Annotated in this window: 31 protein-coding genes and 1 pseudogene; 8 read left to right on the plus strand and 24 right to left on the minus strand. The window is 48.6% G+C overall.

The features are described 5' to 3' along the window. Positions 1 to 163 precede the first annotated feature (163 nt). The 4 genes from EAO33_RS06125 to EAO33_RS06140 are packed head-to-tail and all read right to left on the minus strand — an operon-like array spanning position 164 to position 4,712. Positions 164 to 1,228: a microcin C ABC transporter permease YejB gene (locus EAO33_RS06125; protein ID WP_120945898.1), complete on the minus strand. Its 1,065-nt coding sequence runs from the start codon at positions 1,226 to 1,228 to the stop codon at positions 164 to 166. Further along, positions 1,229 to 3,028 carry an extracellular solute-binding protein gene (locus EAO33_RS06130; protein WP_205589521.1) on the minus strand — a complete coding sequence of 600 codons (1,800 nt, stop codon included), beginning with the start codon at positions 3,026 to 3,028 and terminating at the stop codon, positions 1,229 to 1,231. Then, entirely contained in the window at positions 3,025 to 4,005 is a 981-nt protein-coding gene (gene trpS / locus EAO33_RS06135) for a tryptophan--tRNA ligase (RefSeq protein WP_120945899.1), read from the minus strand. The genes EAO33_RS06130 and trpS overlap by 4 nt, the downstream gene beginning before the upstream one ends. Next, positions 4,002 to 4,712 carry a methyltransferase domain-containing protein gene (locus tag EAO33_RS06140; protein WP_120945930.1) on the minus strand — a complete coding sequence of 237 codons (711 nt, stop codon included), beginning with the start codon at positions 4,710 to 4,712 and terminating at the stop codon, positions 4,002 to 4,004. The genes trpS and EAO33_RS06140 overlap by 4 nt, the downstream gene beginning before the upstream one ends. 67 nt (positions 4,713 to 4,779) lie before the next feature. Between EAO33_RS06140 and secG the strand changes: the two are divergent. The 4 genes and pseudogenes from secG to EAO33_RS06160 form a co-directional block, all read left to right on the plus strand. Then, positions 4,780 to 5,187: pseudogene (gene secG, locus EAO33_RS06145) on the plus strand (preprotein translocase subunit SecG); the annotation flags it as partial. Between the two features lie 46 nt (positions 5,188 to 5,233). After that, positions 5,234 to 5,755, plus strand: a complete 522-nt coding sequence (gene frr, locus EAO33_RS06150; RefSeq protein ID WP_235853097.1) for a ribosome recycling factor — start codon at positions 5,234 to 5,236, stop codon at positions 5,753 to 5,755. After that, positions 5,755 to 6,372 carry an orotate phosphoribosyltransferase gene (pyrE, locus tag EAO33_RS06155; RefSeq protein WP_120945902.1) on the plus strand — a complete coding sequence of 206 codons (618 nt, stop codon included), beginning with the start codon at positions 5,755 to 5,757 and terminating at the stop codon, positions 6,370 to 6,372. The genes frr and pyrE overlap by 1 nt, the downstream gene beginning before the upstream one ends. Then, positions 6,362 to 6,784: an RDD family protein gene (locus tag EAO33_RS06160; protein WP_120945903.1), complete on the plus strand. Its 423-nt coding sequence runs from the start codon at positions 6,362 to 6,364 to the stop codon at positions 6,782 to 6,784. The genes pyrE and EAO33_RS06160 overlap by 11 nt, the downstream gene beginning before the upstream one ends. Here the strand turns inward: EAO33_RS06160 and EAO33_RS09495 are convergent. The 10 genes from EAO33_RS09495 to alaS form a co-directional block, all read right to left on the minus strand. Next, positions 6,781 to 7,308, minus strand: a complete 528-nt coding sequence (locus EAO33_RS09495) for a rod shape-determining protein MreC (RefSeq protein WP_235853098.1) — start codon at positions 7,306 to 7,308, stop codon at positions 6,781 to 6,783. The genes EAO33_RS06160 and EAO33_RS09495 overlap by 4 nt on opposite strands. Then, complete coding sequence (locus EAO33_RS09500; RefSeq protein ID WP_235853099.1) at positions 7,208 to 7,642, minus strand: hypothetical protein; 435 nt, start codon at positions 7,640 to 7,642, stop codon at positions 7,208 to 7,210. The genes EAO33_RS09495 and EAO33_RS09500 overlap by 101 nt, the downstream gene beginning before the upstream one ends. A gap of 7 nt (positions 7,643 to 7,649) precedes the next feature. Next, on the minus strand, positions 7,650 to 8,687 hold the full coding sequence (locus tag EAO33_RS06170; protein WP_120945904.1) for a rod shape-determining protein: 1,038 nt from the start codon (positions 8,685 to 8,687) through the stop codon (positions 7,650 to 7,652). Positions 8,688 to 8,700: 13 nt separating this feature from the next. Continuing rightward, positions 8,701 to 10,053, minus strand: coding sequence for an ATP-dependent protease ATP-binding subunit ClpX (clpX, locus tag EAO33_RS06175; protein ID WP_120945905.1), 1,353 nt, complete (start codon positions 10,051 to 10,053; stop codon positions 8,701 to 8,703). Next, a complete protein-coding gene (gene lpxA, locus EAO33_RS06180; protein ID WP_162982224.1) occupies positions 10,050 to 10,856 on the minus strand; it encodes an acyl-ACP--UDP-N-acetylglucosamine O-acyltransferase in 807 nt (268 codons plus the stop codon). Before lpxA ends, clpX begins: the two co-directional genes overlap by 4 nt. Continuing rightward, a complete protein-coding gene (gene fabZ, locus EAO33_RS06185; RefSeq protein ID WP_120945907.1) occupies positions 10,847 to 11,344 on the minus strand; it encodes a 3-hydroxyacyl-ACP dehydratase FabZ in 498 nt (165 codons plus the stop codon). Before fabZ ends, lpxA begins: the two co-directional genes overlap by 10 nt. Before the next feature lie 66 nt (positions 11,345 to 11,410). After that, positions 11,411 to 11,956, minus strand: a complete 546-nt coding sequence (locus tag EAO33_RS06190) for a YbhB/YbcL family Raf kinase inhibitor-like protein (RefSeq protein ID WP_120945908.1) — start codon at positions 11,954 to 11,956, stop codon at positions 11,411 to 11,413. Positions 11,957 to 12,047: 91 nt separating this feature from the next. Continuing rightward, positions 12,048 to 13,004, minus strand: a complete 957-nt coding sequence (locus EAO33_RS06195) for an NAD(P)-binding domain-containing protein (RefSeq protein ID WP_120945909.1) — start codon at positions 13,002 to 13,004, stop codon at positions 12,048 to 12,050. Between the two features lies 1 nt (position 13,005). Beyond that, a complete protein-coding gene (gene ccoS / locus EAO33_RS06200; protein WP_120945910.1) occupies positions 13,006 to 13,197 on the minus strand; it encodes a cbb3-type cytochrome oxidase assembly protein CcoS in 192 nt (63 codons plus the stop codon). After that, positions 13,197 to 15,794, minus strand: coding sequence for an alanine--tRNA ligase (gene alaS, locus EAO33_RS06205; RefSeq protein ID WP_120945911.1), 2,598 nt, complete (start codon positions 15,792 to 15,794; stop codon positions 13,197 to 13,199). The genes ccoS and alaS overlap by 1 nt, the downstream gene beginning before the upstream one ends. Before the next feature lie 136 nt (positions 15,795 to 15,930). Here alaS and EAO33_RS06210 point away from each other — a divergent pair, with 136 nt between their 5' ends. After that, on the plus strand, positions 15,931 to 16,305 hold the full coding sequence (locus EAO33_RS06210; protein ID WP_120945912.1) for a hypothetical protein: 375 nt from the start codon (positions 15,931 to 15,933) through the stop codon (positions 16,303 to 16,305). Here EAO33_RS06210 and EAO33_RS06215 read toward each other — a convergent pair. The 7 genes from EAO33_RS06215 to dnaX form a co-directional block, all read right to left on the minus strand. After that, positions 16,288 to 16,617: an SEL1-like repeat protein gene (locus EAO33_RS06215; RefSeq protein ID WP_120945913.1), complete on the minus strand. Its 330-nt coding sequence runs from the start codon at positions 16,615 to 16,617 to the stop codon at positions 16,288 to 16,290. The two genes, EAO33_RS06210 and EAO33_RS06215, sit on opposite strands and share 18 nt — an antisense overlap. 9 nt (positions 16,618 to 16,626) lie before the next feature. Next, the gene (locus tag EAO33_RS06220) at positions 16,627 to 17,121 is read right to left on the minus strand and encodes an SEL1-like repeat protein (protein WP_120945914.1); all 495 of its coding nucleotides are present in this window, start codon (positions 17,119 to 17,121) and stop codon (positions 16,627 to 16,629) included. A gap of 35 nt (positions 17,122 to 17,156) precedes the next feature. Next, on the minus strand, positions 17,157 to 18,440 hold the full coding sequence (locus EAO33_RS06225) for an RNA polymerase factor sigma-54 (RefSeq protein ID WP_120945915.1): 1,284 nt from the start codon (positions 18,438 to 18,440) through the stop codon (positions 17,157 to 17,159). After that, positions 18,440 to 19,162, minus strand: coding sequence for an LPS export ABC transporter ATP-binding protein (gene lptB / locus EAO33_RS06230; protein ID WP_120945916.1), 723 nt, complete (start codon positions 19,160 to 19,162; stop codon positions 18,440 to 18,442). Before lptB ends, EAO33_RS06225 begins: the two co-directional genes overlap by 1 nt. After that, entirely contained in the window at positions 19,155 to 19,580 is a 426-nt protein-coding gene (gene tsaE, locus EAO33_RS06235) for a tRNA (adenosine(37)-N6)-threonylcarbamoyltransferase complex ATPase subunit type 1 TsaE (RefSeq protein WP_407920470.1), read from the minus strand. The genes lptB and tsaE overlap by 8 nt, the downstream gene beginning before the upstream one ends. Further along, entirely contained in the window at positions 19,577 to 19,831 is a 255-nt protein-coding gene (locus EAO33_RS09505) for a hypothetical protein (RefSeq protein ID WP_235853100.1), read from the minus strand. The genes tsaE and EAO33_RS09505 overlap by 4 nt, the downstream gene beginning before the upstream one ends. A gap of 115 nt (positions 19,832 to 19,946) precedes the next feature. After that, positions 19,947 to 20,984 carry a DNA polymerase III subunit gamma/tau gene (gene dnaX / locus EAO33_RS06240; RefSeq protein WP_235853101.1) on the minus strand — a complete coding sequence of 346 codons (1,038 nt, stop codon included), beginning with the start codon at positions 20,982 to 20,984 and terminating at the stop codon, positions 19,947 to 19,949. A gap of 160 nt (positions 20,985 to 21,144) precedes the next feature. On the opposite strand from dnaX, the gene ggt reads away from it, so the two are divergent. The 3 genes from ggt to coaE are packed head-to-tail and all read left to right on the plus strand — an operon-like array spanning position 21,145 to position 24,073. After that, positions 21,145 to 22,764, plus strand: a complete 1,620-nt coding sequence (gene ggt / locus EAO33_RS06245; RefSeq protein WP_407920471.1) for a gamma-glutamyltransferase — start codon at positions 21,145 to 21,147, stop codon at positions 22,762 to 22,764. Next, on the plus strand, positions 22,764 to 23,483 hold the full coding sequence (locus EAO33_RS06250) for a spermine/spermidine synthase domain-containing protein (protein ID WP_120945918.1): 720 nt from the start codon (positions 22,764 to 22,766) through the stop codon (positions 23,481 to 23,483). The genes ggt and EAO33_RS06250 overlap by 1 nt, the downstream gene beginning before the upstream one ends. Beyond that, entirely contained in the window at positions 23,480 to 24,073 is a 594-nt protein-coding gene (gene coaE / locus EAO33_RS06255; RefSeq protein ID WP_120945919.1) for a dephospho-CoA kinase, read from the plus strand. Before EAO33_RS06250 ends, coaE begins: the two co-directional genes overlap by 4 nt. Here the strand turns inward: coaE and EAO33_RS06260 are convergent. From EAO33_RS06260 to EAO33_RS06270, 3 genes are all read right to left on the minus strand, one after another. Next, the gene (locus tag EAO33_RS06260) at positions 24,070 to 24,603 is read right to left on the minus strand and encodes a tetratricopeptide repeat protein (protein WP_120945920.1); all 534 of its coding nucleotides are present in this window, start codon (positions 24,601 to 24,603) and stop codon (positions 24,070 to 24,072) included. The genes coaE and EAO33_RS06260 overlap by 4 nt on opposite strands. A gap of 65 nt (positions 24,604 to 24,668) precedes the next feature. After that, on the minus strand, positions 24,669 to 24,890 hold the full coding sequence (locus EAO33_RS06265) for a hypothetical protein (RefSeq protein WP_120945921.1): 222 nt from the start codon (positions 24,888 to 24,890) through the stop codon (positions 24,669 to 24,671). Between the two features lie 178 nt (positions 24,891 to 25,068). Further along, a complete protein-coding gene (locus EAO33_RS06270) occupies positions 25,069 to 26,544 on the minus strand; it encodes a catalase (protein ID WP_120945922.1) in 1,476 nt (491 codons plus the stop codon). Positions 26,545 to 26,574 lie beyond the last annotated feature (30 nt).

The following is a 26,574-nucleotide window of genomic DNA, read 5'->3' on the forward strand; positions in this document are numbered from 1 at the left end:
CTAGGAGGTGGGGGGGTTGGTTTTGCAGGGAGCGCGTTTACAAGGGGTTCTGGCGCACTGTAGCGCATCTTAAAAAACACCCCCACATACACCCCTAAAGCTAGCAATACCCACAAGCACGCCAAGCCATAGAGTTTTAACACTTTCATGCCCATTAAAACTCCTATCTTCTTTCAAAATCAATTCTAGGATCGACAAGACTATAAGTCAGATCGCTGATCAAATTCACCACCAAACCCAATAGGGTAAAAATATACAAAGAGGCAAAAACCACCGGGTAATCCCGATTGACAATGCTATCAAAACCTAACAAACCTAGCCCATCTAAACTAAAGATGATCTCAATGAGCAAACTCCCGCTAAAAAACACGCCTAAAAACGCGCTAGGAAATCCTGCAATCACCAAGAGCATCGCGTTTCTAAAAACATGCCCATAGAAAATACGCCCCTCAGAACACCCCTTAGCGCGCGCGCACAAGATGTAGAGCTTGCCCATCTCATCTAAAAAGGAGTTTTTCACCAAGAGCGTTAAGGTAGCAAACCCTCCAATGCTCATGCACAGCACGGGCAAAAAGATATGCCACAAATAATCTTTAATTTTGCCAAAAACGCTTAAAGTGGCAAAATCCTCGCCCACCAAACCCTTTAAGGGGAAGATTTGCCAATAAGTCCCTGAAGCAAAGAGCACGATGAGAATGATGGCAAACAAAAAGGAAGGAATCGCGTTAGCCACGATCACAGCCACACTGCTAGCAACATCAAAGCTAGAATTATTGTGGCGGGCTTTGTAAATGCCTAGGGGGATGGAGATGAGATAGATGAGCAGAGTGCTAAAAAAGCCCAGCGAAATAGAAACCGGGAGCTTTTCTTTGATGAGATCGATCACACTAATTTGGCGGTAAAAACTCTGCCCAAAGTCAAAAACAAGGTATCTTTTGAGCATGTCTACATAACGCTCTAAAAGGGGTTTATCAAAACCATACAGTTTAGTGAGTTGCGCATAAAGCGCGCTATCCATGCCCTGCCCCCCCTTATAACGACTCTCATTTAGCTGTCTTTCTTTGAGCGAAGCGGTGTTAGTTTCTTGATTATTCACTCCGCTAAGTTTAGCCATCATCTGCTCCACAGGTCCCCCCGGAGCGCTTTGGATGATGAAAAAATTGATCGTGATGATGCCTAGCAAGGTGGGGATGATGAGCCAGAGGCGTTTGAGAATGTAGCGCGCCATTTAGCGCTCCTTTTGCAGAGTTTTATCCCACCACAGCGTGGGTGAGAAACCATAGGGGGGCGAAATTTTGGGCATGCCAACTTTATCCCAAAAGGCAATGCGAAAACTCGAGCCATAAAATTGGGGCACGACATAAAAGCCCCACAAAAGCACGCGATCGAGCGCGCGCACGAAGGCGATCTGGGTTTCTCGATTGTGCGCGCTAATCACCCCATTGATGAGCTGGTCGATCACGGGGTTAGAAATCCCAGAATAATTGCGACTCCCTGCTTGCTTAGCGCTCGCGCTCCCCCAATAATAGCGTTGCTCATTACCCGGGAACAACGATTCTCCAATCACTCCTGAGATCATGTCGTAGTCAAATTTCTTAACCCGATTGGTGTATTGACTCAAATCCACCCTTTGAATCCGCATTTCAATCCCTAAGACTTTGAGATTGCGCGCGTAAGCTAGCGCGAGTCGTTCAAAGCCCGGGCTATTGAGTAAGAGAGTGAAAGTGAAGGGTTGTTTGGTTTTAGCGTTGATGAGGCGGTTGTTAGACACCACATAGCCCGCCTCTTTTAAGAGTTTTTGGGCGTATTTGAGATTTTCACGCAAGTTTTCTCCTACCTTGCGCGCGCCGTTGGTGCGGGGCACAATATAGGGGCTAGTGAAGATTCTAGGGTTATAGGCTTCTAGTTGTTTTTTATAGCGATTCAAAATTTGGAGTTCTTGCCCTTGGGGCAAGCCACTAGAGGCAAAGACAGAATTACTAAAATAACTAGGTGAGCGGGTGTATTGGGAGAAAAAGAGATTGCGATTCGCCCATTCAAAATCAAAGGCGTAAAAGAGTGCCTCACGCACGCGCAAGTCTTTAAAAAGGGGTCTGCGGGTGTTGATGAAAAAGCCCTGTAGCCCCGCGGGCAGTTCGTGTTTCAAGCGCACCTTGTGAATCTTACCTTGCTCAATGCCCTTACCCACATACCCACGCGCCCACACTTTGGCTGTGCTCTCATAACGCCAATCATAAGCCCCGCTTAAAAACGCCTGCAAGGCTACCGAGTCGTCCTTGTAGTATTCATAGACTAGGCGATCAAAATTGTATTGCCCCTTGATAGCGGGCAAATCACGCGCCCAGTAGTTTTTATTGCGCACATAGGTGATGCGCTTGCCCACATCAAAGGATTCAACCATGTAAGGACCGCTAGAAACCGGGACAAGTAGGGGGTTTTTCTCAAAACCATGTTTTTCAAAGAAATGCTTGGGGATCACCTGTAATTGCCCCAAGATGAGGGGTAATTCGGTGTTAGTGGTGTTCTTGAAGGTGAATTTGACATGCTGTTTGTCTAAAACAATGACATCTTTGACATCTTCATAATACTGCTTGAACACCGGGCTACCCTTTTGTGTGATGGTCTCAAAGCTGTATTTGACATCTTGCGCGCTAATGGGCACCCCATCGCTAAATTTAGCCCGTTCATCAATACCAAAGATCACATAGCTATGATCGGGGGCGACTTCAATGTCATTAGCGATCAAGGCGTATTCTGCGAAGGGTTCGTCTAAACTTTGGGTAAGCAAGGTGTCATAGACTAATTCTAACCCGCTAGCTTTAGTGCCCTTGAGCAAAAAGGGGTTGAGGCTATCAAAAGTGCCAATGGCATGGCTTTTGAGCACCCCCCCCTTAGGGGCATTGGGGTTAGCGTAATCAAAATGGGTAAAGTGCTGGGCGTATTTAGCCTTTTGCCCTAAGGAAATGTAGGGCGCGCCCCACAGGGGCAAGCAAGCTAGTAAACTTCCTAGAATCTGGCGCGTTTTCATAGTAAACCCATGAGAGTTTTGGCGTGTTGGTAGGTCTGCGTGGCGATGGGTTGCACGGCTTGCAAGCCCTCTTGCAAAACCCTTAACACATAGCCTTGATCGCCCTGCAGGCGCGTGTAAGTCTCTCTAATGGGGTTAAAAGTTTCTACCACCACCTCAATCAATGCCTTTTTAAAATCCCCATAGCCTCTCCCTTCAAACTGGGTCTCTACTTGCGCGCTTTCTTGCTGGCTTAGTAGCGCGTAGATATTGAGTAGATTGTAGATACCGGGGCGTTCTGGATCAAAGCGCAGAGTGCCTATCGAATCTGTGGTCGCCTTTTTGATCTTTTTAGCGATCAGATCGGGGGGGTCTAAGAGAAAAAGCGCGTGCAAAGCCCCGGGGTGGGATTTGCTCATCTTAACTAGCGGATCGTCCAAGCCCATCACGCGCGCGCCCGTGTCCCCAATCAAAGGTTTGGGCACTTTAAAGCATTCTCCAAAATCGCGGTTGAATTTTATAGCTATATCTCTTGTGAGTTCTAAATGTTGCTTTTGATCCGCGCCCACGGGCACACAATCGCTCTGGTAGAGTAAAATATCTGCTGCCATGAGCACCGGATAAGTGAAAAGCCCGGCTAGGGGGGCTTTCTCTTTAGCACTCTTGTCCTTAAACTGAGTCATGCGGGATAAGTCTCCCATAGACACCCCGCAATTAAGCAGCCAACACAACGCCCCATGCTCATTGACCTGACTCTGTATAAAGAGTTTGGATCGCTTGGGGTCGATCCCGCATGCTAGCAAGAGAGTAGCCATTTTTAAGGTCTGCTCTTGCAAAGCTGTAGGGTCTTGGGGGGTGGTGATGGCATGGGCGTTCACCACACAAAAGACACTCTCATAGACATCTTGGCGTGCTACCCATTGCCTGATCGCCCCTAAATAATTCCCCAAATGCATCCCCCCTGTGGGCTGAATCCCCGAAAACACGCGCTCTCTCATCTCTCTCCTTTTTGCAAACTTCCTACCAAAAACACCACCTCATAACTCAAAGATTCATAGGGGATTTCAAAGCGCAAGGCTTTAGCCCGTTTAAAATCCAGCCCTCCGCCCAGTAAGCCCGTGTATTTGAGCTGGGCTAAAAAGGGCGCGCGGGCATCAAAACTCTGCTGGAAGCGCTCCACCCATAAACGAGTCTTAAAATCCGCAAAACGCGCTTTTAAGACGCTTAAGACTTCTTGGCATCCTCTTAGGGGTGAGCGTGTGCCTAAAAAGGCATGCACTTCTTGCAAACTCCCACTTGTGTGGATAGCTAAGGCGATATGCGCACAACGGCGCGCTAACTTGGCACAGAGCGCGTCTAAATCCTGTGCCCACTGCAAAGCAGAGGCGCTAATGAGCAGAGTGCATGGCAATATGTCCCAATCTTCAAAGTTTTGGCAAATCAAGCGCACGCGATCCACTCCCAAACACGCCCGCGGGTGTTCTTGCAACATCTCTAAGGCGCGATCCACCCCGACAAACTCGTTGGCACAGATGTTAAAAAAGGGCAGGGCACTAAGAACACTCCCCTGCCCACAACCCAAATCTAGCACACGCGCGTAGTGTTGGGACGCGCACTCTTGTAAGAGACGCGCAGCGATGCGTTGTTGCGCTTGCGCGTGGCGCGCATAACTCTTAGCCATTTTGCCAAAGGAATAGCGTTTCATCTTTTCTTGCACAGACGCATTTTAGTAAAAATTTGCTAAGATTGGGGTTTATGTTGATGGAGAGTGTATGAGTAGCGTGTTGTTGGTGTTACAGATTATCCTAGCTGTGGTGATTGTGATCGTGGTGCTATTACAAAAGAGTTCGAGCATCGGGCTAGGGGCTTATAGCGGGAGTAACGAGTCGCTTTTTGGGGCTAAGGGACCTGCTAGCTTTTTAGCCAAGCTCACGATGGTTTTGGGTTTTTTGTTTTTGAGCAATACGATTGCGCTGGGCTATCTTTACAATAAAGAATACAATATCAGCGTGTTGGACAGCGCGCCTAAAAACTCTCTAGTGCCCCTAGTGCCTCCTAGCGCGCCCAGCACGCCCAGCACGCCTGCTAACCCTCTAAGCACCCCTCCGGCTAACCCTTTGGCTAACCCCCTACTCCACAACGCTCCCACGCAAAATCCCCTCATCCCTAAAACCAACCCCTAAGGACATCCATGTTAGATGCATTTACAAACACACCAGTGAACAAATGCACAAGAGTTTGCAAGCGCTCTTAAAAGACTTCACCACTCTGCGCAGTGGCAAGGTTTCTATCAACTTGGTAGAAAATGTGCGCGTGGATTATTATGGCACACCCACTCCGCTCAATCAATTGGGCTCTGTGATTGCTAGCGATGCGAGCACTTTGAGTATCACCCCTTGGGAGAAGAACCTTTTGAAGGACATTGAACGAGCGTTGCAAGAAGCCAATTTGGGCGTGAATCCCAACAATGACGGGGAGAGCGTGAAACTCTTCTTCCCCCCCATGACCTCAGAACAACGCAAAGAGATCGCTAAGGACGCAAAGGGCATGGGTGAAAAGGCTAAGGTAGCGGTGCGTAATATCCGCCAAGATGCCAATAACCAGATTAAAAAGCTAGAAAAAGACAAGGAGATCAGCGAAGACCAAAGCAAAAAAGCCCTTGCTGAGGTGCAAAAAATCACCGATGGCGCGATTAAAAAAATTGAGGACGCACTCAAAGCCAAAGAAGAGGAGATCTTAAAACTCTAATGGACATTTTGCGTATCTACCAAGATTGTGGCGCGCTTTTGGAGGGGCATTTTCTGCTCAGTAGTGGGAATCACTCTAATTTCTACCTGCAATCGGCTAAAGTCTTAGAACACCCCAAACTAGCCCAGCAACTCGCCCAAACCCTAGCCCAAGAGATCGCGTGCGCAGGGATTAAGCTAGATTGTATATGCTCCCCTGCTCTTGGGGGGATTTTAGCTGGCTATGAATTAGCGCGCGCCCTAGAGGTGCGCTTTATCTTCAGCGAACGCGTGGGGGGGGTGATGACTCTGAGGCGGGGCTTTAGTGTGAGTGCGCAAGAAAAAGTGCTTATCTGTGAAGACATCATTACTACGGGGGGTTCAGCCCTAGAGGCAGCTAGTTGTGTGCAGGCAATGGGCGCGCAAGTGGTTGCCTTTGCCAGCTTGGCTAATCGGGGCTTTTGTGCGCGCACCAACGCTCCTGCCCCCACCAACACAGGGCATGCATGCAAATTACCCCCAAGCGCGCCTTTCTTTTCTTTGGCGGATTTCAATTTTGCGATGTATGATCCTGCGCATTGCCCTCTATGTGCTACCAGCGCACCGGTCAAGCCGGGCAGCCGCGGGAATGAAAAATAACGCTTTAGAAACTCTTGCTTGCTTGCACGCGTTAGCACGCTTAAAAGCCTTGTTGGTGGATATTTTCATGCTTTATACCCCCCTGCTCTATTTTAGCGCTTATGTCCTTTTGGGTTCGGCGCAGAGCTTTAGAACCCATCAGGGGGTGATTTTTGCCTGCGTAGGGGTTTATGGGTTTTTAAATGCGCTTTTTGTGGCTTTGAGCGGACAAACTCCGGGCTGGCGTTATGTGGGTCTAAAACTTGTGGATTCTAAAAGTGGGGGTAAAGTGGGCTTTTGGCGCGCATGGGGGCGTTTTGCGCTGTGGTTAGTGGTGGCGAGTACGCTAGTGGGGCTTTTTATCCCCTTGTTCACGCGCCATAAATGCTTGTTACACGATATGCTTTGTAAGACAACTTTAACACGGGTTTAAGGTTGTGCGACTAGGGTTACATAAAAAAGCATGCTCTTGAGATGTTCTATGTTCAAGAGGGCTTTTTTATAGGTGTAGTGGTTTTCCACGCTGGCAATCGTGCCCACAAAAATGCCCGCGCTGAAAATCCCATCTAGCCCGCTAGTTAACACCACATCTCCGGGTTTGACGGGGGCGTAGGCGGGTAAGAAATTGACATAGGTTTTAAAGTTTTGGTTAGTAACAAAGCCATAGTAAATCTTCTCCCCACTCTTAACCATCACACTGTAACTCGCGCGCGCATCCCCGTGTAAAAGCCCGATAAAACGCCCCTCTTTTTGCACCACAATCCCAATCACACGCTCAAAGGCAACCATGCCTAAAATCTTATCTTGGGGGTAGGGGGTTTTGACATCTAAGAGCAATTCATAAGGGTTATTGAGTTTAGCAAAACCATAAACACGCGTGAGTGTGTAGGTGGGGGGAGTGTAGAGGGTAGGGGATATGGGTTGGGGCGCGCAGGTGGGGGGGGGTATAAGTGGCAAAGGAGGCGGTGGCATCAGGGGTTTGGAGGGGGGTGGGTAAGGTAGCTTGCAAACTGGCTAGATCGTGCACCTCTAGGGCTAAAGATTGGTTGCGCGCGTTTAAATCGGCATAGGAAAACTGCAGGCGTTTGTAAGCTTCTAATTGCGCTTGGTAGCGCGCGATGGTGTTGGCTTGATCAAAATGGCGTTGGTAGGCAGAAACTAAGCTGTCTTTGAAGTTTAAAAAACCAATCCTCACCTTGTCGCTAACAAAGCTACGCGACCCCCTAATGTCCAAGACCCACAGCACGCACACAATGGCTACGATGATTAGCACCGTGCGTTTGCTAATCATAGGACTCTTACAAATCCCCTAGACTACTTAGCAAATCCAAATCTTCAATGGCGCGACTCGTGCCCCGCGCCACGGCTAAAAGAGGCTCTTCGCCCACAAAGACGGGCAATTTGACAATATTGCTTAGATATTTGTCCAAGCCACGAATGAGCGCGCCCCCACCAGTGAGCACCACGCCATTTTCTACAATGTCCCCGGCTAAATCGGGTTTGACTTCTTCTAAAACCGCCTTGAGCGCATTACTGATTTCGCGAATCTGCTCCTTGATCGCCTCGCGCACATCCTCGCTACTTAGGGTAATGGTGTTTAAAATCCCGCTCACCTGATCGCGCCCGCTCACCTCCATAGTCAAGGGGGGGTTGAGCTCGATTGCCGATCCGATAGCGATTTTAATCTCCTCGCCCGTGCGCTCTCCAATTTGCAGATTGTAGGTCTTGCGCACATAATCCACAATGCTCGCATCTAGTTTATTGCCCGCCACCCTAATACTCTTACTCACCACCAGCCCGCCTAGACTAATGACCCCAATTTCTGTCGTGCCCCCCCCAATATCTACAATCAAGCTCCCTTGAGGGTCTTTTACCGGCAAGCCTGCCCCAATGGCAGCAGCCATAGGCTCTTCGATCAAAAAGACTTCACGCGCCCCAGCGCTCATCGCGCTTTCTTTAACCGCTTTGCGCTCCACACTGGTTAAGCCATAGGGCACGCACACCATGATGCGCGGACGAATCAAGGCTTTGCGTTGGTGGGCTTTTTCAATGAAGTAGCGAATCATCTTTTCGGTGATGTCAAAATCAGCGATCACCCCATCTTTCATCGGGCGAATCGCCTGCACTCCAGCGGGAGTTTTACCAATCATCTCCTTAGCTTCGCTCCCCACAGCCAGCACTTCCTCCATGCGATCGTATTTGTTGAGTTTAACCGCCACAATGGAGGGCTCGTTGATGATGATCCCCTGCCCTTTGACAGAGACCACGGTATTAGCTGTCCCCAAGTCGATGGCAACATCATGGGAGAAAACACCAATTAGTTTATCTAGTATCATAGACTTCTTTCTGTTAAGATGGCATGGGTAAGGGTTTGTTTTTCTTGATATACAAGGGTTTTTCTTGTTGCAAAACACACTCTTTGGTGATAATGACTTGGTAGTCCTTCAAACCGGGCAAATCAAACATCACATCCATACTGAAACTTTCAATAATGGATCGCAAGCCCCGCGCGCCCACCTTGCGCTTGATAGCTAGATTGGCGATCTCTTCAATGGCACTGGGCTCAAAGATCAATTCCACGCCGTCCATTTTAAACAGCTGTTGGTATTGTTTGATAAGGGCGTTCTTAGGCTTGAGCAAAATATCCACCATCGCCTCTTTAGAGATGGGCTTGAGGGTGGAGATGACGGGCAAACGCCCGATGAGCTCAGGGATCAGCCCATAACTAATGAGGTCCTCAGGTCCCACTAAATGCAAAATATCCTCTAGCTGCTCCTTGGTCTTTTTCTCATTACCAAAGCCTAGCACATTGCTATGGATACGCCGTTTGATGATGTCAATAATCCCATCAAACGCCCCGCCACAAATGAAAAGAATATTGGTGGTGTCAATCTGCACAAAGTTTTCATTGGGGTGTTTGCGCCCACCCTTAGGGCTGACATTGACCACACTCCCCTCAATGATTTTTAATAGAGCTTGTTGCACGCCCTCCCCGGATACATCGCGGGTAATGGAGCGGTTTTCTGAGAGGCGCGCGATTTTATCGATCTCATCAATGAAAACAATCCCGCGTTGGGCGCGTTCTACATCTCCATCGCTAGCCTGCAATAAGCGCGTTAGGATATTCTCCACATCTTCGCCCACATAGCCCGCTTCTGTGAGGCTAGTCGCATCGCTAATGGCAATGGGGATATTCAAAAAGCGCGCTAAAGTCTGTGCCATCAAAGTTTTTCCACTTCCAGTAGGTCCCACTAGCAAGATATTAGATTTAGAAATCTCCACATCTTCTAAAGAGTCCTCTTGGGTGAAGTGCGCATCCTTACTGTGCTGTTTTTGTCTTTGTTTTTCTTGGTGGTTTAAGCGCTTGTAGTGGTTATAAACAGCCACGCTGAAAACCTTTTTAGCCTCTTCTTGCCCCACCACATAGTTATCTAGGTATTCTTTCAGCACGCTAGGGGAGGGCACAAGGGTCGCGCCCACGCTCTTAGTGGCTTTAGGCAACATGTTTTCAATGAGTTCTAGGCGGTTGTTATCCAAAGTGCTGGGGTGCAAATCTGTGTGGAGTTCCTTGTAAAGATATTCAATACAATATTCACACACATGGGTGTCTTTTCCGGATTTTTTAGAAGAAAACACCAGGCGGCGTTGGTAACCTAAAGTGCTCTCTGGTTTGTTACAAAAACTACAATAACGGGTATTCATGTGTTCTCCTGAGTCAAATGTGCGGCTTTAAAGGCGACCCCGCGCTCACTCTCTAAGATGAAACCGCAGATCTCTTGGGCGTGGGGGTTGTCTGGGTATTTAGCTAAGAGCTTGGTCGCGTTCTCGCGTATGGAAGTGTCTTCACAGGCAAAGAGCTTTTTATAAAGGGCACTAATGAAGTCAATCTCATGGCTTTGCAAAAGTTTGCGCATACGATGGCGGTTGATCCCCTTGATAAAGGCGCGATTGCCCTCCACAATGCAATAAGGGGGAACATCTTTACCCAGCGCGCTAGCCCCAGCCACCATGCATCCCTTGGCGATACGCACGAATTGGTGGATGGCTGTAACCCCCCCGATATTGACATGATCGCCAATTTCAATATGTCCGGCTAAAGTAACCCCATTGGCTAAGATACAATAACTCCCAATCTGGCAATCATGGGCGACATGCACATAGGCCATCAAGAGATTGTCATTACCTATACGCGTGATCCCCCCTCCGCCCTGCGTGCCCGGGTTAATCATGCAATATTCGCGAATGAGATTGCGCTCCCCGATGAGAAGTTGGGTTTGTTCGCCATGGTATTTCAAGTCTTGGGGGATCGTGCCTAGAGTGGCGTAGGGAAAAACAACAGTGTGCTTTTTGATAGTAGTGCGCCCTAACACGGTAACATTATTGTAAAGCTCCACCCCCTCTTCTAAGGTTACATCAGGTCCAATGACACAAAAATGCCCGATATGCGCGCCCGGGGCGATGCAAGCCTTGGGGTCAACAATGGCCGTGGAGGCGATCATGCTAATTCTCCTGCACCCCTCTTGCCATTGTCTTTATCCACAATCATGGCTTTGAGTTCAGCCTCTGCCACGATCTTGTCATCCACCTTAGCCACCCCTCCCACCTGCCAAATCATGCCCTTGTGCCTAAGCACCTCCAAATAGTAATGGAGTTGATCCCCGGGGATCACCGGGTTGCGGAATTTCACGCGATCGATTGTCATGAAATAGACAAGCTTGGTGCGCGCCACCTCAGGGTCTACCCCAAATAAACTCACAAAGGCTAAAAGCCCGCCTGCTTGCGCCATGCCTTCTACAATCAGCACCCCCGGATAAATGGGCTTACTGGGGAAATGCCCCGTAAACACTTCTTCATTATAGGTGATGTTCTTATAGGCGTGCACCTGTTTGTAAGTTTGCAAGCCCACCACACGATCCACCAGCAAGAAGGGGTAGCGATGGGGGAGAATCTGGGCAATGGCATGGATATCCATATCTAACACACAATCTTGCATCTTCTAAGGCCTTTGCGTGAAATTCGATGAATTTTTGACTTTGCCATGCGCAAGCTTAAAACTCCATTAGTGGCGCATTTTATGGTATTTGAACTCCACGCGCCCCAAGCCTAAAATGTGCCCCCGGATGGCATCGTGCAAATCGTTGATGAAAAAGGGGGGAGTCAAATTTACATGCGCAATATCTAGCGCGTAAACTTGGATTAAATAGTGGTGATCCCCATTGGGAGGCATAGGACCAATATAGACGCTATTGGCTAAATTGGAGGCGCGTTTTTCTTCTGGGCTTAAAGTAGAACGCCAGTAGCCTTCTGTGAGGGAATTAACTCCTTGAACGATATGTTTGTCTTCTAATGAGGCGTTTTGGGCTAATTTTGTGCCTGCAATATTGCCTACCACCCAGTGGATAAAGGGTTTGCCCATCACCACGCTCGCATCGTAATCCACGATCTCTAGGGCGTAACTCTTGGCTCCGGGCACACCCTCCCAAGAAATCTCAGGGGAGTGTTTAGGCAGACCGTGATCTAAAAAACTCTCAGGGGCGTTGCCACCAAATTTGGGGTCTAAAAAACCTTGTGGGTCTGTGTGGATAGATACTTTAAAAACCTGCATGCGTTCTCCTTTGTGGTGCATAGATTGAGAATAAAGCAAGGAGTTTGCTACTCCCAGCAGAGTAAAAGCTAGAATGAGTGCTTTGCGCAAACTAGACCAACCGCTCTTTGAGCACGCGTGCCACTTCAAAGCCCGCGTTCAACCCGACTCCAATGCTAGCCCCAGATTTATAGACAATGTCGCCCACTACATACAAGTTAGTGATATTGCTTTCATGTTCGGGACTCACAAGGGGCAAATTGTTCTCGCTCAAGGCTACTTTACACTTTTTCAAAAACTCCAAAGGGGTAGACCCCCCAATGGCAAATAAAACTCGATCGTAAAATCCATGCGTGCCGTCTTTAAAATTCACCTGCACCTGCCCTTGCGATTCGGCTAGGCTTTCAATATCCACCCCTAATTTGTGTTGCAAATTCTTATTAAAAGCCTCTTCTAGGTTTTTGAGATTGTCTTCATTGACACGGCTGAAGGTAGTCTGGCGGTAGTTTAAGGTGGTGTTATTGCTATTGGCTAGCGCGATGGCGTATTCCACCGCCGAATTGCCCCCTCCTACCACCAACACCTCCTCTTTTTCCTTGCAATCATTGATGGTGTAGACCACTTGGCGCATCACCTCTATGGGGATTGGGTAAGAAGGGCGGTTGGGTTGCCCCATTTTGCCAATGGCGATCACCACGCTCCTAGCCTTAAACACTTGGTTAGACCCGCTCACCACCTCAAATAAGTCTTCTTTTTTTACTACGCTCTCAATCCCCGTATTATAGGCGACATCAATATGGTGTTCGTCTAAAGCCTTCTGCAAGACTTCTAGCGCGCCCTCTTTATCTGTATCGCTAAAGGGAATATGCCCCTTAATATCCACGACCTGCTTGCGGTAATCCTTGTCCACGCGCTTATTGGCTTTATAATACTTGCGGATCATCCCACAGCTTTGCGCCTCTTTTTCACACAATAAAACTTTGGGGATTCCATTGAGCTTACACTCCACTGCCGTGGCGATCCCACTAGGTCCTGCCCCCACTACCACTACATCGTAAATCTCACCCATGCTATCCTTTCTTCTTGAGTTCCTCTTGTTTGGCGGTGTGTAGATCGCTAGGGCTATCATACAGCAAGACCTCTAACATTTTCTTTTCATCGCTGAACTGTTTGCCTCTCAAGCCCCATAAAAAGATGAGTAGTCCCACCAAGCCCAAGATCAACGAAACAAAGAGCATGAGAAACAGAGTGTTGGTATGCATTAGCCAGCCATAAACTCTAAAGTGCTTTGCCTGAGGGTTTCCATCAAAGTCTGAACATCCTCAGGGGTGAGCGCACCCTCTTGCTTTTTAATCAATAAGCAAGCGTAGTCGCGCTTACCTCCACCTTTATTTTCATAACCCAAGGTTTCTAGCTGGCTCTTCAAACGCGCGAGCAAAGCCAACATATCCTGATTCCCCAGCGATTTGAGCGATAGTTCTAGGGCATGTTTTTGTGGATTAGGGCACACAAAGAGCGCGACCAAGTTCTTTTGTTGTTTTTTATGCGTGTCTATGAGGGAGAAAAACTCTTTGAGATTCTCTTTTTGGGCGTGCAATAGGGCAAGTTGTTGATCACACACCGGATACCATTGCACCAAGTGCGCGCAATCCTGCTTGGGGCGTTGAGCCTTGGTAGCCTTTTGGTAGGTTTTTAATTGGTGGCGCGCCTCTTTAAGCGCGGCGCGTTCTTGGGCGATGAAGTGGTAGTAGGCTTTCCCACACACCGCCTCAATGCGCCTAACCCCTGCGCTCACACTCGAGCTTTTAGTGATAGCGAACCCTCCAATGTGCGCGCTATCGCTTACATGCACCCCCCCGCACGCCTCTAGGCTGTCTGCGATCTTCACCACGCGCACCTCTTGCAAATACTTGTCTTCAAACAACATCACAGCCCCCCTTTCTTTAGCCTGATCGGCTTGCAGGTGGTCGATGTGCGTGCTAGTTCCCATGCTAATTTGGGCGTTCACAAAGGCTTCAACCGCTTCTATCTCTAAGTCGCTCAAGGGGCGATAAAAGCTAAAATCAAAGCGCAAGCGCTGTGCCTCTATATGGCTTCCCTTTTGTTGAATCTGGGCACTTTTGTGTTCGGCGCGTGCAGCTTGACCCAACACCTCTCTTAGAGCTAAATGCAAAAGATGAGTCGCGCTGTGGTGCTTAGCGATCTCGGCGCGCTCGCTCACCTTAGCGATCACGCACCCACCCACATGCACAGGCGCGATCAATTCCACTAAACTGAGGTTGATCGCGCCCACCTTTTGGGTGTCTAGCACATGGGCTAGAGGATGGTGGCTAGGATCTAAGAGCACGCCCTTATCCCCAATGGGTCCCCCACCTTGGGGGTAAAAAGGAGTTTTATCCAAGACCACATACGCCCTCCCGCTTTGCACGCTTGGCACAGAAGTTAACACGCCCTGGGTATTAGGCGCAAACAACGCGCGGATCGTGGCTTGCAAACTTTCATGCTGGTAACCCTCAAAGACATTGGGGGCTAGCGCGCTTAGATCAAGAGTTTTTAGATCGTCTTTGCTCCCGCTTTGTTTGAATTGGGAGCGTTGTCTTTGCTCTTGCATGCACGCCTCATAGCCAGCCAAATCCACTTCTATATCTTTATCGCGCAACATGTCCATGGTTAAATCCAAGGGAAAGCCATAGGTGTCATAGAGTTTAAAAGCCACCGCCCCGCTGAAAATCTCATTGCTCTGCGCTAACGCGCTCTCAAAAAGATGCATGCCCTTTTCTAGAGTGCTCAAGAACAATTCTTCTTCAGCCATGCATTCAGCTTGCAAGCTCTCTTGTTGTTCTTGCAAAATGGGATAATCGCGCATGGACGCACACACGCCCCCTAGAATTTTATAGAAAAAAGGTTCATCAAGTGTGCGCCCCTTAGCATGTTCGAGCAAGTAACCATGCCTTAGCGCGCGCCGTAGAATGCGCCTGAGCACATAGCCCCTACCGGTATTGTCAAAATACACCCCCATAGCCAGTAAAAACGCCACGCTCCTAGCGTGATCGGCAAGCACCCTAAAAGATTCTTTATGCGCGCTGTAGGGTAAACCAAAAACCTCTTCAATACATGCCATCAAAGGCTTAAATAAAGAAGAATCAAAATTGTTCTGCACCCCCTCTAATAAGGCTTGCACCCTCTCTAAACCCATGCCCGTGTCAATACAAGGCTGACTCAAGGGGGTTAATACCCCCTCTTTGGAGCGGTTGTATTGCATGAAAACCAAATTCCAAATCTCCAAAAAGCGATCTCCATCGCCCCCAAAATAATCCTCTTTAGAGTGGAACGCCTGCGCGCCCTGATCGATGTAAATCTCACTGCAATACCCGCAAGGTCCCGTGTCTGCCATTTGCCAAAAGTTGTCCTTATCGCCCATGGTCTTGATATGACTAGGGTGGACAAATTTTTGCCACAATTTGTAGGCTTCGTGATCTTTTTCGTGCACGCTAATGTAAATGTCCTGCTCTTTAAAACCCAAAGTGCCCCGCACAAAAGCGTAAGCGTAAGCGATCGCCTCTTCTTTAAAGTAGTCAAAGAAAGAGAAATTCCCTAACATCTCAAATAGGGTATGGTGGCGGTTGGTATAACCCACATTTTCTAAGTCGTTGTGCTTCCCTCCCGCACGCATGCACAGCTGGGCACTCGTGGCGCGCGGAGCAAAGGGCGCAACCTTGCCTAGAAAAATATCCTTGAATTGCACCATGCCCGCATTGGTGAAGAGCAGGCTAGAATCCTCAGGCACCAAGCTAGAGCTAGGCACACGCACATGCTTTAAATCTTCAAAATGCTGTAAAAAAGCACTCTTAATATCCATAGGTTCTCCACGACAATATGGGCGCATTATAGCATATTGCTTTGGGGTTGTGGTTAGGTGTTGGTTGTTTTTTTTCAACTAAACTAAAAAGTGGCTTAAGGTTAGGTTTAAGCCAGAATCAATCAAAGGAGATTGTGTGGATCTGTTAATCCAAAACATCAAACAAGACGATCTAGGAAGTTTTCAAGAGCTCGCGGCTCGTTTGGGGGTTTCTTTGGAGGTGTTGCCCGCACACACCCCTCATGATCACGATCATGTAGAAGTGTTGGACGCACACGCCCCCGATCATTTAGAGATTTTTGCCAACACGCCCGCCGATGGGGATTGTGCCAGCTTAGAAAATGCGGGAGAAGAACCCGGTAGTTATAGGCGTTCCTCGCGCGTGTGCAATTCCTATTACAACCCTCTTAACACCCACCAAAGGGATCATAGGGCGCACGATGAATGCGAGCGCGAACGCACACACCGCTACAAAAAGGACCACTCTAACCCCTCAGAGCCATTTTTCTAGGAGGCGCATGGCTTCTAAGTGCTTCTCCTCATCGCCCTCATAGACTTGGTAGTGCTTGATCGCCTCAGTGTAGAGGGCTTGGGCTTTGGGGGTGTCTTGGGGCACGCCCAAGCCCTCTTCATAGGCTTTTCCTAAGGCGTAAAACTCGTAGCCAAAGTCCGTTTCTTCTAGGGCGATGCGTTTGAAATACCCAAAGGCGTTCAAATAGGCGTTCACTTGGTGGGGCGCGCCCAAGGGGGCACTTTGGTTGTAGCGGTTAAAAAGGGCGAGCAGAGCGTCATCGCTCAAATTAGTGGCTAATCTAGTTGGCATGCATGTCCTTTAATATGAGATCTTTTTGGCTTTCTTGGGGGCGCGTTTTTTGAAATACAGGCGTAGCGTTGCACCCATCATCGCCGCCTTGCTTTCTTGGAGTTTAGTTTTGTATTCTAGGGCTTTTTGGGTGTCTTGGGGCATACCCCATGCGCCCGTTTCGTAAGCATAGATGAGCTTGTTAAGCGCGTTGATGTAGATCCACTGGGTGATGGGGCTATGTTGCACGATCCCCTCATAACAATCCAAAGCCTTGCGCTCGTCTTGGCACACCCCCTCCCCCCTCTCATACATTTGGGCTAGGCGGTAAAACGCTTTCCCTTGGGCGCAATGCCCTAAGAGGATTTGCTTGTAAAATTTGAACGCTTTGAAGTAGCCCTGCAATTTATGGGGAGCGAGTTGATCGCAAGAAGTGGCGTTGTAGCGGTTGAACATGTCCAATAGGGCATCATCGCTTAGGCTGTGGTGGTTGGCGCGCGTCCTATTGCTATGCTGTGTTGCCATGTGCGTCCTTTGAGGGTATTCTAGCACGCCTAGACTTAATGCTTGGCGCGCAATTCGTAGAGTTTTTTGCGCTCCGCAGAACTAGCGATGTTTAAGAGTTTGCGGTATTTGGTGATGGTGCGCCGTACCATTTTAAGGTGAAACTCAGCCTCTACAAGCTCTAAAATCTTGAGATCACTCAAGGGTTTTAAGGGATCTTCATGCGCGATGCGATCCAAGATAAAATCCTTGATGGAGGCGTTGGAAATATCCCCTTCCAGCGCGGTGGTGAAAAAACTCTTGATGGGGAAAATCCCGCGCGCGCACTCCAAGTATTTATTAGAGATCGCCCTAGAAATGGTGCTAGGCGCATAGCCAAATTCATTGGCAATATCCACCAAGCGCATGGGTTTGATCTGCTTGCCTTTGAAAAAATCGTATTGGTATTCAACCAACATCAAGCCGATCTTTAAAATTGTTTGCTGGCGCATTTGTAACGCGTCCACTAAATCGCGCGCTTCTTTGAGTTTTTCCTTCAAATAGTCATTGGCTTGTTTGATTTTAGGCTCTTCGACCACCACTTGGGGGTAATAGCTGTCATTGAGCTGGACGCTAATCTCCCCCCCCTGTTCCAAGATCAAAAGATCAGGGATCACCACGGGCGAAGGATCATGAAAATCTAGGGCGGGAGGGTTTTTAAAGGAAGTGATGATTTTCATCGCCTGTTTGTAAGAGGCTAGATGGCTAAAATCCTTGTGCGCGGACAAATTAGCTAAAATCTGCACGCATAGACTATAAGTAGAGTCGTCTAATTGGTTATGCTGGGCTAGTTGGAAGAAAAAACTCTCTTGGAGATCGCGCGCGCCCACACCCGGGGGGTCTAGGTAAGCAAAGCGTTGGCGCACCTTTTCATAATCTTGGGCATGCACGCCTAGTTTTAAAGCTAATGACTCTACATCGCCTTCAAAATACCCCTCATGGTTGAGATTTTCTATGATGTCTTGAGCGATTTGTAAAGAAGTCTGGGTGGGAAAAAGGGGGGGCAAGAGTTGTTGGTGGAGGGTTTCATACAAAGTTGCTTCGCGCACACTCAGGCTTTCGATCTTGTCAGTCATGGTGTTTTTAAGAGTGGGAGCGTTGGGGCGTTGGGCTTTGTGGAATTGGCAGGCACTAAAATCCGCGCTCAAGCCACTTTGCACGCGCATGCAAGGGTTATCCTTGGCATAAGCCTGCAACACTTCCTCCATTTCAAGGGGTCCACTTTGTAAAATAGGCAACCAACTTTTCAAAGTCGCCGATAGCCTATTTTTAGGCGCGAGTTTGGGACGCAAGAGTGCCATCATGCCTTAAAATGCTCGCCTAAATAGTGTTTTCTAACCAATTCGTTTTCATAAATCTGATCGCTACTCCCACTGGCTAGCAAAGTCCCGCTCTTAATCACATACGCCCGATGGCACACGCTCAAGGTTTCGCGCACATTGTGATCGGTGATAAGCACCCCAATATTCATTTCTACCAAGCGTTCGATGATCTTTTGGATGTCTAGCACCGCAATGGGGTCTACCCCTGCAAAAGGCTCATCTAGCAAAATGAACTTAGGTCTTTTGATCAACGCCCTAGCGATCTCCACACGCCGCCTCTCTCCCCCGCTCAAGGACACCCCCTTGCGCGCCTGAATCGCTTGGATATTAAAAGCCTCTAACATTTCTTCAATGCGTTGCATGGCTTCTTTAGAATTGCTAAAAGTGGTTTGGGCGGCTAACATCAAATTATCCAGCACACTTAAATCCTTGAAAATGCTCGATTCTTGAGGCAAATACCCAATGCCTAAATTGGATCGCCTGTGCAGAGGATAATTGGAGAGATCGATGTCATTGAGCGACACACTCCCTCCACTGGGTTGCAATAACCCACAGATCATATAAAAAGTTGTGGTTTTACCCGCCCCATTGGGTCCTAACAAGCCCACCACCTGCCCGCTTTGCACTTCTAGGGACACATCATGCACAATCATGGTCTTTTTGATCTGCTTGCTCAAATGGGTCGCGCTGAGTCTATCCATCGCTGAGCCTATAGATGCGTTTTTGATCGCAGGTTTGCAAACTTAGCACCCACACGCGAAAGCCCAAGCGCACTAACATGCTTTTAAGCGCGCTAGAACCCCACTCTACAAAATGCACGCCCTGGGATTCCAAGTGTTCTAACACGCCCATTTCTAGGAGCTGCTGGGTTTCTTTGAGGTAAAAATCATAATGGTAAATACAAAAGCCCTCAGCCGGGTAAGCGTGCATTAAGCTGAAAGTGGGCGAGGTGGCTTGTAGGGCGTGGTGGGCTTGGCAAAAGTGCTGCACTAAAGTGGTTTTACCGCTACCCAAAGCACCCTGCAGGAGAATGATCGCGTGTTTACGCCCCTTGATCGCGTGTTTTAAAAGCGCTACCACAGCCCCTAAACCTTGCAAATCCGCTTGCATGGACTTCATTTCTCTACCTTGAAACTTTCAATTCCCAAATGCTCTTGCACCATGTCCACCATGTTTTGCTCCTCTTTGGTGAGGGGAGCGCTAGGAGGGGGAGAGGGGTTTTTGATCGCTTGGATTTGCACCCCTACCCCATAGACTTCTTCAACAGCTTTTTTAATGATCTCATAATGTGTTTTGAGCACTTCTTTAGCGCTAGGGGGCGCATCTGATTGCCACTGCAAAATCTGATCGCAGAAGGCATGAAAGCGCACATGCGCTTCAAACAGCGCGCCTAAATCTTGCTGGTGCGCGTAGAGTTTGGCGATAACTTGGGAGAATAGGTCTTTGGGAAGGGGCTGTGGGTTAGACTGGGGGGCTGGAGGGCTTTTAGGGGCTAAGTTTTGGGAGGGTTGGGCTTGGGGGGGGGTTATAGACAGCTTGCATTTTGAGCGCGCTCAAAGCCAGCACAAAATCCCCATCTGCACCCGTGTGCAAAAGACTCTTGGCTTGGGCTAAAATACCCATCCAAGCATCCAGCACATTGAGAGGAAAGCTCTCCTCTAATAGCGCGTCTTTAAGAAAGATCGCCATCTCTTCTAAAACCATTTGGGGATCGTAACTACCTAAAGTTTGCAAGAGAGAGCGCACGCGCGCCGGGTTGTCTGCAAGGGCTTGGAAAAAATCGTCTAGCACCTTGCTATCCACCATGCCCAACATTTGCGCGGTGGCTTCTAAGCTCAGAGTGCCACCACAATAACTTATAGCCTGCTCTGTGAGAGTCAAGGTGTCGCGCAAACTCCCCTGCGCGCTTCTAGCCAACATTTCCAAAACCCCTTCTTGGTAACCCACCCCCTCAGCTTGCAAGACTTTTTGCAAATGCGCCACAATGGCTTTAGGGGAGATCTTTTTAAAGCGGAAATGCTGGGTGCGGCTCAAAATGGTAGCAGGCAATTTGAGCGCGTCCGTGGTGGCTAAGATGAATTTGACATGCGCGGGGGGTTCTTCTAAGGTCTTTAAAAGCGCGTTAAAGGCTTCTTTAGTGAGCATATGGGCTTCATCAATGATAAAGATTTTAAAAGCTCCCATGCTGGGTTTATATTTAGTTTGCTCAATGAGTTCGCGCACATCTTCAATGCGCCGGTTAGACGCACCATCCATCTCAATAATGTCCATGTGCTTGTTGTGCAACGCGTCTACACAATTAGGGCACACATCACAGGGGGTGCTAGTGGGGGCTTTTTCGCACTGCAGGGCGCGGGCAAAAATGCGTGCGCTAGAGGTCTTGCCCGAACCCCTAAGCCCGCTAAACAAATAGGCATGCGCTAAACGCCCCTGCTCTAAAGCAAGGCTTAGGGTTTTAGACACACTTTCTTGCCCTACCAAATCCTTAAAGTGTTTGGGGCGGTATTTGAGAGCCAAGACCACGGATTTTCCTTTGTGTATTTGGGGTATTATAACCTAATTGTGCTGGCTGTAAGTCTAGCTGTGCTAAGATTGTCTATCACACTTGTTAGGAGTTTTTATGTTTGTTATAAAGCGTGTGTTCGTGGTGCTGTGCGTGGGCGCGGGGCTTGTTAGTGCTGTTATGGGGGCTAGTTTACCCCCCATTAAGGGCAAGGCTCTAGCCCTCTCTAGCCACCCCCTAGCCGACAAGATCGCCCAACGCGTTTTAGATGAGGGCGGGAACGCCATCGATGCAGCCGTAGCGATGGGCTATGCCTTGGCTGTGGTGCACCCGGCTGCAGGCAATTTAGGCGGGGGGGGCTTTGCGGTGATCCACTTGGCTAATGGGGAAAATATCACTCTAGATTTCAGAGAAAAAGCCCCTTTGAAAGCCACGCGCAACATGTATTTGGATAAGGAGGGGAAGGTGATCCCCAAACTTAGCACAGATGGTTATTTGGCTGCCGGGGTGCCCGGCACTGTAGCCGGGTTTGATGCGATGTTGAAAAAATACGGCACGCGTAAACTAGCAACCTTGATTCAACCCGCTATCGATCTCGCCCAAAAAGGTTTTAGATTAACACCCAGACAGGGGGAAACCATGTTAGATGCCAAACCCCGTTTTGCCAAATACGCCAGTAGCCGTAAATACTTCTTAAAAAAGGGTATGGTGGCTTATAGCGCGGGGGATCTCTTCGTGCAAAAGGATTTAGCTAAAACTTTAACCTTGATTAAAAACGCCGGGGCGAAAGCCTTTTACAGGGGCGCGATCGCGGATTTGATTGTAGAGGACATGCGCAAGAACGGGGGGATCATCTCTAAGCAAGACTTAGCCCAATACAAGGTGGTGTGGCGTAAACCTATTGAGGGGAGTTATCGGGGTTATAAAATCATCTCCATGGCACCCCCTAGCTCAGGCGGAACGCATATCATTGAGATTTTAAACACGATGGAGAACGCTGACATCGGCGCGCTAGGTTTTGGCTCTAGCCAAACTATCCACATCATGGCTGAAGCGATGCGCCAAGCCTACGCGGATCGCTCGGTATTTATGGGAGATCCGGATTTTATTGATGTCCCCACAGACAAACTCACCAGCAAGAGTTATGCCAAAAAAATCTATGAAAACATTTTGCCTAATAAAGCCACGGATAGCGCGAAAGTGCGCCCGGGGTTAGGGCAAATCCATGAGGGTAAGAACACCACGCATTACTCTGTAGCAGACAAATGGGGGAATGCGGTGAGCATCACCTACACCGTGAATGATTACTATGGCAGTGCAGCCGCCATCAATGGGGCAGGCTTTTTGCTCAATAATGAAATGGACGACTTTTCTATCAAACCGGGTGTGCCTAATCTCTATGGTTTGATCGGAGGCGATGCTAACGCGATTGAGCCGGGTAAACGCCCCCTTAGCTCCATGTCGCCCACTATTGTGCTCAAACACAATAAAGTCTTTATGGTCGTGGGCAGTCCCGGTGGCGCGCGCATCATCACCACGGTATTGCAAGTGATCAGCAATGTGATCGATCATGGCATGAATATTTCTGAAGCGGTGAGCGCGCCGCGATTTCACATGCAATGGTTGCCTGATGAAATCCGCATTGAGAAATTTGGCATGCCTAAAGATGTGCAAGAAAATTTGGAGAAAATGGGCTATAAAATTGTAGTTAAACCCCCTATGGGCGATGTGAACGCCATTGTGGTCGATGCCAAAGCCCATGCCATGTATGGGGCACAAGACCCACGCAAAGAGTTTTAATGGCACACCAACTAGAAATTGTCGGCACAGATTGCGCCCAAATGGGGATTGTGCGTAACAATACGCAAGAGTGGATGTTTTTCCAAAGTTACCCCTTTATCCAGAGCGAGCTATTGGCGCATGTGGGCGCGTGCGTGCACCCTAACCCTAAACGCGCGCTCATCACTGGAGGGTTTGACACCCAAATCGCCTTTGAGTTGCTAAAGTATGAGGGGTTGCATGTGGATTTTGTGCAAGAAGATCACGCCATGCTAGAGAATTTGCACGCCTTTTTGCCCCAATTTGCAGAAACCAAAGCCCATGCGCGCTTTAAACTCTATGACAAAATCCTCGATCTAGACCTACAACCCTATGATATTCTCATCTCACTTAGCACCCCCAATGCCCACCAAGTGGACGGCTTGCAACGCATGCTAAACCCCAAAGGCTTGATGTTGCTCAGTGTTCCTAACCCCTTGCTAGAACAAGAAGCCTTTAAGGGCGCGCTCACAAGCTTACAGGGTTGTGCGCAAATCCTCATGCCCTTTAACACCCCCTATGCTCCCACCCCCCAAGTTTATCTCTTTGCCTCCAAGCACTACCACCCCCTAGCCGACATGTTATTACAAAAGATCGACATGCTCGATGGGTTGCGTTATTACAACGCAGAAATCCACCACGCCGCCTTTGCCCAACCCCAGTGGCTTAAGGGCGCGTGCGCGCGTCTGCTTAAAAATTGAGCTTAAAACACGCCTTTGTGCTCACGGGGGGGATTGGCACGGGCAAGAGCACGGTAGCTAGCCTTTTGAGCTTGCATGGCTATAGTGTGCTAGATGCCGATAAAATCGCCCATGAACTCTTTGAACAATACAATGCGGAAATTGCCCAGCTATTCTCTGAGGTGGCGACTAACCACACCATCACGCGCCAAGCCCTAGCCCCGCTCATTTTTAGCGATAAAGTCGCGCGCGCCAAGCTAGAGGCATTGCTCCACCCCAAAGTGCGCGCTAGAATGCTCGAGCAAGCCCAACAACTAGAAACCCACCACCAGCCCTATTTTTTGGACATTCCGCTATATTATGAAATTGAGGGGGTTAAGAGCTATGGGATTGCTCAAGTGGTCTTGGTGTATGCGCCCAGAGAGTTGCAGATCACACGCCTGCAAGCGCGCGATCACCTAAGCCTAGAGCACATAGAACAACGCCTTGATGCCCAAATGGATATAGAAATTAAAAAATCTCTAAGCCTCTTTGTGCTGGACAATTCTAAAGATTTAAAACATTTACAAGCAGAGGTAGAGAGATTGCTCATCCAAATCAAGGGGGGTTAATACATATATTCAGTGGGTCCCATGTCTAGCGATTTAGGGTCTACTCCGCCACGAATATCAGAGCACCCGTCCTTTTCATCGGGCATGTGATTGTAGATTTTATCAGGAAAGTTGACACTCTCATGGCAGAGTTTTTCATAATAATCTGCCTTTTTCTCATCTGCAGGCACGCCCAAACCCTGATCATACATGCGCGCCATATCCGCATACCCACCCCCATAGCCACCCCTCCCAATCTTTTCATATAGCTCAAGGGCTTTGTGGTAATCTTGCTTAACTCCTAGCCCATTTTCATAGAGATATGCTAAGCCATTGTATCCACAAAATTTGCCTTTTTTGATGGCTTTTTGGAAAGCCAAAAGGGCTTTTTTATCCTCTTCTTTTTTGCCCTCATCGGGGAATACAAGATTCCAAGCGTTATCACAACTTGGATCATAAAACCGAGCATCCCGATTCCGCGCACTCAGGCAAGATAGCCCCACCACAAGCCACACCCATAACACATTTTTCAGACTAAACAAACCTAGCATTGACAACCCTTCTAGGACTAGCACATTCTTTTAAACCCCCACCTAATAAAAGCATCGCCAATGGGTTAATCTTGCTTGCGAAAAATGAATTTGTCGATCTTAAAGAAGATAATCGCCCCAATAGTCTGTCCTAAAAAGAGATTGATCCAAAGAGGCGTGCCCAGCCACTCAAAAAAGTGCATGAAGGGCAACATCACCACGGCAGAGAGCATCCAGCGCAACCAATAGATCAAAAAGAGTTTACTCTTATACTCTTTAGGAAACCTCAGCTTCTTTAAAAACTCCATTCACACTCCTGCATTTGGTAAGATAGAGTGCGTCCCATACCCGCAACCATCCAAAAAACAATCGTAGGCGTAAAAACCCCAAAAACGGATATGGCTATAAAATGGGAGGAGACAAAGCCAGCGCGGACGACTACCCCCACCCCCAAAACCCCTCTTGAAAAGACACGCCTACGCATGGCTATTTATGGAGACCTTTTTGCCACAGCTCCTCAATGCGCTTGCCATAGTGGGCATCGGCTTTTTTGAAATGTTCTAACTGGCGTTTGATGATCTCTTCAGGCACACCCTGCATGGCATCGGCGATGTTTTGGCAGGTGCGCTCTTGTTCGTCTTTGGGCATCAATCTAAAGAGATCGCCTGCTTGGGTGTAATAATCCGTGTCGTAATCGCGGAAGTCGTAGGCATAAGCAGCCATTTCATCCTCAAGCTTAGCAAGCTCAAGTTTGGGCTCGCGTGCATGGGGGGCTTCTTTGTAGCCCGGCAGTGAGCTAGGCTCATAATTGCGCATCGCGCCATCACGCCCATTATTCATAAACCCATCGCGTGAGGAAGTCGCAAAGGGGCAACGGGGCGCGTTCACCGGTAGCTGGCTATGGTTAATGCCTAGCCTGTAGCGGTGGGTGTCCCCATAAGCAAAGAGTCGCCCCTGTAGCATGCGATCCGGGCTATAACCCACCCCGGGCACGACATGGGCAGGATTAAAGGCAGATTGCTCCACTTCAGCAAAGTAGTTTTCAGGGTTTTTATTCAGCTCCAAAATACCCACTTCAATCAAGGGGTAATCTTTATGACTCCACACTTTGGTTACATCAAAGGGGTGGAATTTGTAGTGTTTGGCATCGCTCTCTGGCATCACCTGCACACAAAAACGCCATTTAGGATAATCTTTGTTCTCAATGGCTTCAAAGAGATCGCGCTGATGCGAATCCATGTCATGCATGCGAATTTTTGCCGCCTCTTCGCTGGTTAAATTTTTAATCCCTTGCAAAGTTTTAAAGTGGAATTTTACCCAAAAGCGTTCATTCTTTTCATTGATGAGGCTAAAAGTGTGGCTACCATAGCCATTCATATGGCGGTAACTCTTAGGAATGCCCCGATCGCTCATTAAAATCGTAACTTGGTGCAAACTCTCAGGCACTAGACTCCAAAAGTCCCAAACCATCGTAGCGTCTTTGAGATTGGTTTGGGGGTGGCGTTTTTGGGTGTGGATAAAATCGGGGAATTTGAGCGGATCGCGGATGAAAAACACGGGGGTGTTGTTGCCCACAATGTCCCAGTTGCCCTCTTCTGTGTAGAGTTTGAGCGCAAAACCTCTAGGGTCGCGCTCGGCATCGGCAGAACCCTTTTCGCCTGCCACGGTGGAAAAGCGCAAAAAGCAGGGGGTTTTTTTACCCACCTCACTAAAAAGTTTGGCTTTGCTGTATTTGGTGATTTCGGTGCTGGTGATGCTCAAGGTCCCATAAGCCCCGCTGCCCTTAGCATGCACCACGCGCTCGGGGATGCGCTCGCGATCAAAATGGGCAAGTTTTTCTAAAAACCATGTGTTTTGTAAGAGGACAGGTCCCCTAGGTCCGGCAGTGGCGACATCTTGATTATGCCCAATGGGCGCGCCCACAGCATTGGTCAGAGTAACATCTTTGTTGTGGTGATTCATAAAAACCTTTCTGTAGTTATTCTAGTTTCC

This window comes from Helicobacter labacensis (assembly GCF_003660285.1).
Taxonomy (GTDB): Bacteria; Campylobacterota; Campylobacteria; order Campylobacterales; family Helicobacteraceae; genus Helicobacter; species Helicobacter labacensis.

Excerpts from the sequence above, each read along its gene's own strand:
- EAO33_RS06125 (WP_120945898.1), bottom strand. The coding sequence starts at position 1,228 with ATGGCGCGCTACATTCTCAAACGCCTCTGGCTCATCATCCCCACCTTG.
- EAO33_RS06130 (WP_205589521.1), bottom strand. The coding sequence starts at position 3,028 with ATGAAAACGCGCCAGATTCTAGGAAGTTTACTAGCTTGCTTGCCCCTG.
- trpS (WP_120945899.1), bottom strand. The coding sequence starts at position 4,005 with ATGAGAGAGCGCGTGTTTTCGGGGATTCAGCCCACAGGGGGGATGCAT.
- EAO33_RS06140 (WP_120945930.1), bottom strand. The coding sequence starts at position 4,712 with ATGAAACGCTATTCCTTTGGCAAAATGGCTAAGAGTTATGCGCGCCAC.
- frr (WP_235853097.1), top strand. The coding sequence starts at position 5,234 with ATGCACAAGAGTTTGCAAGCGCTCTTAAAAGACTTCACCACTCTGCGC.
- pyrE (WP_120945902.1), top strand. The coding sequence starts at position 5,755 with ATGGACATTTTGCGTATCTACCAAGATTGTGGCGCGCTTTTGGAGGGG.
- EAO33_RS06160 (WP_120945903.1), top strand. The coding sequence starts at position 6,362 with ATGAAAAATAACGCTTTAGAAACTCTTGCTTGCTTGCACGCGTTAGCA.
- EAO33_RS09500 (WP_235853099.1), bottom strand. The coding sequence starts at position 7,642 with ATGATTAGCAAACGCACGGTGCTAATCATCGTAGCCATTGTGTGCGTG.
- EAO33_RS06170 (WP_120945904.1), bottom strand. The coding sequence starts at position 8,687 with ATGATACTAGATAAACTAATTGGTGTTTTCTCCCATGATGTTGCCATC.
- clpX (WP_120945905.1), bottom strand. The coding sequence starts at position 10,053 with ATGAATACCCGTTATTGTAGTTTTTGTAACAAACCAGAGAGCACTTTA.
- fabZ (WP_120945907.1), bottom strand. The coding sequence starts at position 11,344 with ATGCAAGATTGTGTGTTAGATATGGATATCCATGCCATTGCCCAGATT.
- EAO33_RS06190 (WP_120945908.1), bottom strand. The coding sequence starts at position 11,956 with ATGCAGGTTTTTAAAGTATCTATCCACACAGACCCACAAGGTTTTTTA.
- EAO33_RS06195 (WP_120945909.1), bottom strand. The coding sequence starts at position 13,004 with ATGGGTGAGATTTACGATGTAGTGGTAGTGGGGGCAGGACCTAGTGGG.
- ccoS (WP_120945910.1), bottom strand. The coding sequence starts at position 13,197 with ATGCATACCAACACTCTGTTTCTCATGCTCTTTGTTTCGTTGATCTTG.
- alaS (WP_120945911.1), bottom strand. The coding sequence starts at position 15,794 with ATGGATATTAAGAGTGCTTTTTTACAGCATTTTGAAGATTTAAAGCAT.
- EAO33_RS06215 (WP_120945913.1), bottom strand. The coding sequence starts at position 16,617 with ATGCCAACTAGATTAGCCACTAATTTGAGCGATGACGCTCTGCTCGCC.
- EAO33_RS06220 (WP_120945914.1), bottom strand. The coding sequence starts at position 17,121 with ATGGCAACACAGCATAGCAATAGGACGCGCGCCAACCACCACAGCCTA.
- EAO33_RS06225 (WP_120945915.1), bottom strand. The coding sequence starts at position 18,440 with ATGGCACTCTTGCGTCCCAAACTCGCGCCTAAAAATAGGCTATCGGCG.
- lptB (WP_120945916.1), bottom strand. The coding sequence starts at position 19,162 with ATGGATAGACTCAGCGCGACCCATTTGAGCAAGCAGATCAAAAAGACC.
- tsaE (WP_407920470.1), bottom strand. The coding sequence starts at position 19,580 with ATGAAGTCCATGCAAGCGGATTTGCAAGGTTTAGGGGCTGTGGTAGCG.
- ggt (WP_407920471.1), top strand. The coding sequence starts at position 21,145 with ATGGGGGCTAGTTTACCCCCCATTAAGGGCAAGGCTCTAGCCCTCTCT.
- EAO33_RS06250 (WP_120945918.1), top strand. The coding sequence starts at position 22,764 with ATGGCACACCAACTAGAAATTGTCGGCACAGATTGCGCCCAAATGGGG.
- EAO33_RS06260 (WP_120945920.1), bottom strand. The coding sequence starts at position 24,603 with ATGCTAGGTTTGTTTAGTCTGAAAAATGTGTTATGGGTGTGGCTTGTG.
- EAO33_RS06265 (WP_120945921.1), bottom strand. The coding sequence starts at position 24,890 with ATGGAGTTTTTAAAGAAGCTGAGGTTTCCTAAAGAGTATAAGAGTAAA.
- EAO33_RS06270 (WP_120945922.1), bottom strand. The coding sequence starts at position 26,544 with ATGAATCACCACAACAAAGATGTTACTCTGACCAATGCTGTGGGCGCG.